At 31.9% G+C, this 7,121-nt stretch carries 4 protein-coding genes; all 4 read right to left on the bottom strand.

Features of this window, described 5'->3' with window-relative positions:
* The coding region (locus tag K8V80_RS09270) for a hypothetical protein (protein WP_276777292.1) at nucleotides 1-216 on the bottom strand (216 nt) is incomplete at its 3' end.
* Between the two features lie 144 nt (nucleotides 217-360).
* Complete coding sequence (locus tag K8V80_RS09265) at nucleotides 361-3,387, bottom strand: type I restriction endonuclease subunit R (protein ID WP_276777291.1); 3,027 nt, start codon at nucleotides 3,385-3,387, stop codon at nucleotides 361-363.
* Nucleotides 3,387-4,661 carry a restriction endonuclease subunit S gene (locus K8V80_RS09260; RefSeq protein ID WP_276777288.1) on the bottom strand — a complete coding sequence of 425 codons (1,275 nt, stop codon included), beginning with the start codon at nucleotides 4,659-4,661 and terminating at the stop codon, nucleotides 3,387-3,389. Before K8V80_RS09260 ends, K8V80_RS09265 begins: the two co-directional genes overlap by 1 nt.
* A gap of 18 nt (nucleotides 4,662-4,679) precedes the next feature.
* Nucleotides 4,680-6,773, bottom strand: a complete 2,094-nt coding sequence (locus tag K8V80_RS09255) for a type I restriction-modification system subunit M (RefSeq protein WP_276777285.1) — start codon at nucleotides 6,771-6,773, stop codon at nucleotides 4,680-4,682.
* Nucleotides 6,774-7,121: the final 348 nt, after the last annotated feature.

Raw genomic sequence — 7,121 nt, 5'->3', positions numbered from 1 at the left:
ATTATATGGAAAATCAAAAGGATGATATGTATTACCTTTATTAGATGTCTTAGTTTGGGTTAAAACATCTTCAGGAAGATTTTCGTCGTTATTAACAATCTCTTTCTTCACTTTCTTGGTGCTACCTTCACCACCAATATTTTTTAGTTCTTGAATAATTGGCAACATTAAATATGCTTGTTGTTCTTCACGATTCATTTCATTAAAAGATTTCATTACGCTTATTTTCCCTTTATATTATGATTTATAAAATATATTCTACTGTTTTATTATGCAGTGTCCCTACACTATTCCTAATTTCTAGTATAAAAAAAGCAACCTTTTTGGTTACTTTAAAAATGCAGTTTATACGTTATAGCTTTAGATTTCTGGTTTATTATCTTGACGTAATGCTTTGTAAATTTCTTCAGCAAATGTTCCCAATATTTCCTTCTTAAACTCTTTGTTTTTAAGTAAAAAAGTAAAGAACTTCTGATTTTGATCTAAGCCATCGACCAAAATATTATCAATATTATCAAAGTACGTAAGTTCAAAATCTTTTTCTTTATTATTTGCAGCACTTGATTTTAAATGATTAGATTTCATCATCAAGTCTTTTATTTGTAACATTGACTTAACAGCAACATCTTCATCAAAGTCACTGCCAGTTTTTTCATTGATTTCTCTAATTATCTCAGAAAGCTTCTTTTTCTTTTCTTCACTTAAGTTCACTGAATCAGCAACAGGTAATTTAACAACCGGACTAGAATTGTGTTTATTATCCTTAAACTCTCCAGTCTTTTTCTGATTAAAGTTATAGGCTTTAACCTTATTTGTTAGGTCGTATCCCTCACCGGGCTTATTAATGTTCATATATTTTAACAAGTATATGATAAAATCATATTTCTTCTGTAGTTCTATATCCTCTAAATCTGATACTTGAAGAAGAAACTCATAGCAACGCTTAAAGGATTTTAAGGCTTGATATATCTCTTTTTGTTCTTCTTTATCACGTTTACTTATTTCTTCAGTAACTCTATTGAAGAAAAAACTTAGTGTTTGCTTATCTCTGCTAGTAATTTTCTTTTGATGCAAAATTTGATTTGCGTCATCAACATCCCTTGGAACAAGGATATAGTATCCATCGATCTTCATAGCTAAGTTAGCAACCGATTGCGGGGTCACACTATTAGACAATAAAGTCGTTGTGTAGTAAGGTTCAAAATCCTTCTCTACACTCTTATAATCGTTTACGAAATCAAGTACGAATGGAATTTTTTCGTACGGTGGGCAAATTCTGTTCAAGCGAGAAAGAGTTTGAACAGTATTAACACCATGTAACGGCTTCAAAATATACATTGCACAAAGCTTAGGTTGATCAAAACCGGTTTGATATTTATTTGCTACCAAAAGAAGCTTATATTCCGGCTTGTTGAATTCTTTAGCTGTTTTATCTTCAGAGAAGCCATTAATTGAAGCTTCAGTATACTCATCATCGTTTAATTTTACTTTCCCGGAGAAAGCAACCAATGTTTTAATATCTGTGTAATTATTTTTCTTAATTACTTTTTCAAAAGCAAACTTGTATTTTACAGCAGCTTCACGAGATGCAGTTATAACCATGGCTTTTGCATTTCCACCTAGCTCAGGCATTACGTGATTTATAAAGTGATCTAAAATAATATTAACTTTTTGATCAATGTTGGTATCATCTAAATCTACAATTTTAGCGATTTGTCTTTTTGCATCGCTGGTTTGTAGTTCAGGATCATTTTGGATTTCTTTATTAATCTTATAGTAGGTTTTATACGTAGTATAATTTGCTAAAACGTCAAGAATATATCCTTCTTCAATAGCTTGTTTCATGCTATACAAATGGAAAGGTGCCCAATTTCCATTCTTGTCTTGCCTACCAAATAAATGAAGGGTTGTACTTTTTGGAGTAGCAGTAAAAGCAAACATGCTTACATTATTTTGCTTACCCGATCCTTGAATTTCCTTAACTAAAGCGTCTTGAAGATCTATATCATCATCTTCCTTTTCTGTAGATAGGGTTTGAGTGACAGCTATCATATCCTTACCTGCGGTAGATGAGTGAGCCTCATCAATAATTACAGCAAACTTCTTATTCTTTAGATCTACATTTTTATCATTCGAGTCTTTAATAAGATCGACAACGTAAGGAAACTTTTGAATAGTGGTAACAATGATTTTGGTATTACTTTCAAGAGCGTACTTTAAATCTGCAGAGGTACACTTATCATTCATTACTTGAATTAAACCACTTCTATGTTCCAATCCCATGATGGCTTTTTGGAGTTGTCTATCTACTACAACACGATCAGTCATAATAATGATATTGTCGAAAATTTGATGATCATCATTATCATGAAGGGATGCAAGCCTATGTGCAAGCCATGCGATGGTATTCGTTTTCCCTGATCCAGCTGAGTGTTCAATCAAGTAATTTTGATCTGTATGGTTAATTTTCAGATCAGCAATTATCTTTCGGAGAGCATCTAATTGGTGGTATCTAGGAAAAATTACTCTCTCAGATACTTTCTTTTTACCTGTTACTTCATCTTTACTCTCTTTTTTTTCAATAAAGATAAACTTAGTAATAAGTTCAATCAAAGTATCTTTAGTAAAAATATCTTTCCACATATAGGACACGTCATAATCATCCTTTAGGATTGGATTACCAGCTCCAGAAAATACTCCTTCTCCCTTTCCTTTATTAAAAGGCATAAAGAATGTAGCTTCTTTATCCAGCTTGGTTGTCATATAAACTTCTTCACAATCCATAGCAAAGTTAACTAAGCAACCAGCTTTAAACAAGAACAGTCTAGCTTTAGGGTCTCTATCCTTACGATATTGCTCAATAGCATCTTCATAATTTTGACCTTGGCCGTTACTCTTGAGTTCAATACTTATAATTGCAATTCCGTTAACAAAAAGAACCAAATCTACTCTTTGTTTATTTTGATCAGCATCATTTTCCTTATGGATATAATGTACTTCTTGCATAACTGATAAAATGTTGGACTCATATTTCTTAGTTAATTCAGGATTGAAGTTTGTAGCAGGCTTTTCATACAACAGCGTCAATTTGTGATTTGCAATTTCAATGCCATGTTTTAAAAGATAAAGAATACTACCATTTTTACTTACCGCAAAACTATTAATTGAATTAACAATAGTTTCCTGAAGATCATCTTTATACATCTTTTTTAATGCAGCCATTTCATCAGGCTGTGTTTTATTAAGAAAGCTCATTAGCAGTTCGGGATCCATTGCATGAAGGATATCAAAATAGGCGTCCTTTCTTTCAATATATCCGTCATGTTCTGTTAAGTAGCGAATAATATCTTGTTGATATTCATATCGTTCATCAATAGTGCCACGCATTACTTTGCACCTCCATTTGATGATAGTTGTTTTTTACCAGTGACATATTCAAAAATTAGAGAATTTTTGTAATCGGATAAAAGTGATAACTGGTGTTGCTTTTGTGAGATTATTTTATCTATTTGAAATGTTTTATTATCTAAATAATTAACAATTTTTTGTTGAATATGTATATTTGGTAGCGGTAAATAGGAGTTAGCTAAATCAAATAATTGAAGCTCAATTTGATTTGTTGAACCTTGCGACATCATTCCATTAAATACTTCAAAAAGAGTTGAATAAAAATAATATCCAAAGCGAGATTTTAATTTTGAAGGAATCGGTCTTACGATAGTTACATGACTATCTGCAACATATTCTTCTATTTCATTAAAATAGTAAACTTTTCCTAATACCCCACCACCTGTAGAAGCAATTAATATATCTCCCTTTTGTAGTAATCCTCTACTATCATTAGCCAACTTTTTTGAATATTTCAAATTAGTTGTATCAAAAAATCCTTTGCTAAAAGTAGCTTGATTTACTACACGTGTTATATGCTTTTGTGTGTAATCTGGAGCTGTACCTCTAGTCATTTTAGAAGCTAGAAACTTTATTTTCTCTAGTTTCCACGTTTCTGGAATCTTGCCAATCCATTCAATCCCACTATCTTTCATGGGAACATTGTCATCCAGCCCCTTAGTAACTGCTTTAGTAATGACGCTCTTACGATACTCCTGCAAAGCTTCGCTTTCCTTTTGAATTTGAACAGATAACTTATCAATATCAGCACATTTCTTATCAAGAAAATCTGCAATAGCTCGTTGCTGGTCTAGTGGTGGTCTAATGGTATCAAGATTTCCAAATTGTTCTTCAGTTAAAGAATGGCGCAAATTTTTGCTTAAGTGAACTAAAGCTTTTTTATTATCTGTCACTAAATAGTAGTAATAATAAAACCTGACATCATTATTATCTGTCAAAATAAACTGCGAATAGGCAGGGCTAGTAATACCATTATTTTGTATAATTCCTACACATCTTGGTGTAACATCAATATCAAATAAGCAAAGTAATAGATTGCCTTTATTGATCTTTTGATATCCATTAAATGAAGATGGCATTTTCCCACCAGCATCAAGATTTCTTTTGATTACACCATTCATAGTTAAAGACAAGATATCTTCATTATTATATTTAGTAATAAGACTCTTATCTTTATGCATAACATATTTATTACGTATTACTTTCCAGTCTTCAGGAATTTCACCAATCCATTCAATTCCACTATTTTTCATTTTTACCATCAATAACACCTACTTAAATAATTTATGCATCCCTGTTGAAACAGACTCTTCCAATTCAGTAATCTCGTTCTTCAATTTATCAGTAGATTCAGGCTTCTGATATTTGTAGAAATATCTAGTAAATGGAATTTCAGCTCCAGTCTTAATTACAGGCTTCTTTTTGCTTGCATCTTCTTCAAAGAGTGCCCTAGCGTCAGGCACAAAAGGTAATACTTCTTTCTTCATATAGTCGTTGATATTAGTTTTAATATTTACAATTTCGGTATCAGAAGTATCTTTATCGTATTTAACGTTCCCCTTCTTGTCTTTTTGTATTTCAGCATTCTTGTCCATCTTAGATAAGCCATCTATAATCTTAGGGATCAGCTTACTTTCAACTGTGTCTCCTAATAAGTTAGTAATTACTGGCTTAAATTCTTCAGGTGACATATATAACTTGTCAGAGATATTATCATTCAATATTTCTAGCATTTTGTCATAGACTGGTTTATTCTTTTGGTATTTATTTAGTTTCTTTTGATCTTTAGCACTTAATTTATCTTCAGATTCTAATTCTTGAACTTTTGCTTCATCGTATAAGTTCTTAATAGTCTTATTTTGAAGTAGATTTTCAATTCGATCTTTATTAATACCGTAGCTTTTTTGCAATGGCTGCATTACTGTATATTCACGATAAATGAAGTCAGTATTATTATGGATTTGAGATAGATCATTTTCGACAAAATTTGCATAAAGTTTTACAATTTTTTCACGATCTTGAGGTGCAAATCTTCTACGTTTATTACCTAATGGCTTTCTTAAATCAGTATAGATATTACTTGCATCAATTAATTGAACTTTTCCTTTTCGACCTGCTGACTTATTTTTAGATAAAATCCAAATATATGTAGCAATACCTGTGTTGTAGAACATGTCCGTGGGCATAGCCACAATAGCTTCAAGGTAGTCATTTTCAAGAAGCCATCTTCTGATTTGAGATTCACCAGAAGACGTATTTCCTGTAAATAACGGTGAGCCATTTTCAATGATTGCTGCACGTCCATTTTCGTCTAATTTATTCAAAGCAGATTGCATAAATAGCAATTGTGCATCCCCACTAGCAGGTAATCCGGCAGGCCATCTGCTGTCTTTTCCTTTTAGAAACTCTTCTTTTACCGCGTCTTCTTGACCTGATTTAGCGTCCTTACCACCCCATGGAGTTCCAAATGGGGGATTTTCTAGTGCAAACCGCATTTTTTGGTTAGGAAAACAATCTTCTTTTAGAGTATCTGCTTGTTTAAAGTTATCAATGTTTTGATCCTTAATTAGCATTTCGGCTAATCCTACAGCATAAGATCTACCCATCATTTCTTGTCCAAAGAGGTGAACATCTGCACTAGGATTTATAGCTTTTAGATATGAATAAGCCGTACTTAACATACCGCCGGTTCCGCAAGCTTGATCGACAATAGTTACAACTTTATTTTCATCAAGAATATCATCAGATTCTTCTGATAAAAGCAATGAAACGCATAGCTTAATGATATCTCGACCAGTGTAAAATTGTCCGGCATCAACATTTTGATAGAATCTTCCAATCAAATTTTCAAAGATATATCCCATCCTGATACTATCGAAGTGCTCTACGCTTAGATCTACTTCCGAGAAAGCCTTAACTACAGAATAAAGACAGTCTCCGTCATCCATCTTTTTAATTTGATCTTCCATATCAAGTTTCTTCAAAATATCTTGCACATCGGAAGAAAAACCAGAAATATATGATTTAAAGTTAGCAGCAATATTATCTGGATCATTACATAATTCTTTTAAATTAAATTTACTCTTATTGTAGAATTGATACCCCGTAATTTTGAACAAAGCAAGATCAGGATAGTCGGGAATTTGTTCTACTGTACTAATGACTTTGTCTTTAGTTGATTCTAGTGCACACTCAAACCGTCTAATTATAGTCATCGGAATAACGACTTTACCATAATCATCTGGCATATAAACACCACGTAACTTATTAGCAATATCCCAAATCAAATTAGCTTCAGAGGTAATATCTATTGGTTGCTCATCACTATCAATTTCTTTAATTTTATCTATTATCTTTGTGCTCATTTTTATTCCTTTATTTTTTAGGTCTTTAATATTATATTTTTAACTTTACTTTCTACATACTATTTTATAAATTCCAGTATTTTCTATCAATTAGCATCCACAGTAGGAATGATTTCTAACAGAAACTTTAAGTCTATAAGACTATTATTATCAACTAAACAAAATATAACTTTTGTAGTACTTTTACAGACAAAACGGCCGAGACTGTAAAATAGTTTGGAGACTGTCAAATCTTTTGTGTAAATAGTTCTTTCTCGCAAATTGATTTTTTAATTATTTATTCAAAATAAGATTCTAAGGTATCCTGAACCTGACCAAAGCCTTTATGAATTCGGTTGAAATAGCGGT

The organism is Bacteroides coprosuis (assembly GCF_020741705.1).
Taxonomy (GTDB): domain Bacteria; phylum Bacteroidota; class Bacteroidia; order Bacteroidales; family Bacteroidaceae; genus Bacteroides_E; species Bacteroides_E coprosuis.
This window is presented reverse-complemented; position numbering and strand designations above follow the sequence as displayed.

What these genes read in the sequence shown, in the direction of transcription:
- K8V80_RS09265 (WP_276777291.1), bottom strand. Translation starts at nt 3,387, where the DNA reads ATGCGTGGCACTATTGATGAACGATATGAATATCAACAAGATATTATT.
- K8V80_RS09260 (WP_276777288.1), bottom strand. Translation starts at nt 4,661, where the DNA reads ATGAAAAATAGTGGAATTGAATGGATTGGTGAAATTCCTGAAGACTGG.
- K8V80_RS09255 (WP_276777285.1), bottom strand. Translation starts at nt 6,773, where the DNA reads ATGAGCACAAAGATAATAGATAAAATTAAAGAAATTGATAGTGATGAG.